Annotated in this window: 1 protein-coding gene; it reads left to right on the top strand. The window is 66.4% G+C overall.

From position 1 onward, the window contains the following. Positions 1–9: 9 nt before the first annotated feature. Positions 10–444, top strand: a 435-nt coding sequence (locus ODJ79_RS46785; protein ID WP_317620769.1) for a flagellar M-ring protein FliF C-terminal domain-containing protein, incomplete at its 3' end; no start/stop codon positions are given.

Raw genomic sequence — 444 nt, 5'->3', positions numbered from 1 at the left:
CAGAAGGATGTGTTCGCCGACGATCAGGACAAGCCGACCGCGTCGGTGCTGGTGGCCTCGAAGCAGACGCAGCCGCTGTCGGATGAGCAGGTCAAGGCGATCGTGCACCTGGTCGCCTCCAGTGTCGAGGGCCTGGACCCGACGCAGATCACGGTGGCCGGCGCGGACGGGAAGGTCCTGTCGACCGGTGGTGGTGAAGCGGTCGGCACCGGTGGGGATAACAGCAACCAGGCGCAGACGGTGGCGTTCCAGAACCGGATGAACTCCTCGCTCAAGACGATGCTCGACAGTGTGGTCGGTCCCGGCCACGCGGTGGTGACCACGACCGCGGACCTGGACTACGACCAGACCCAGACCACCTCCAAGACGTACAAGTCCGACCCGACGCTGCCGGCGCTCTCGGAGAGCAACAGCCGCGAGGCGTACAACGGCGCGGGTAACTGC

Source organism: Actinoplanes sp. KI2 (assembly GCF_025630775.1).
GTDB lineage: Bacteria > Actinomycetota > Actinomycetes > Mycobacteriales > Micromonosporaceae > Actinoplanes.
The sequence above is the reverse complement of the archived record's forward strand: the minus strand, read 5'-3'. Positions and strand labels throughout refer to the sequence as shown.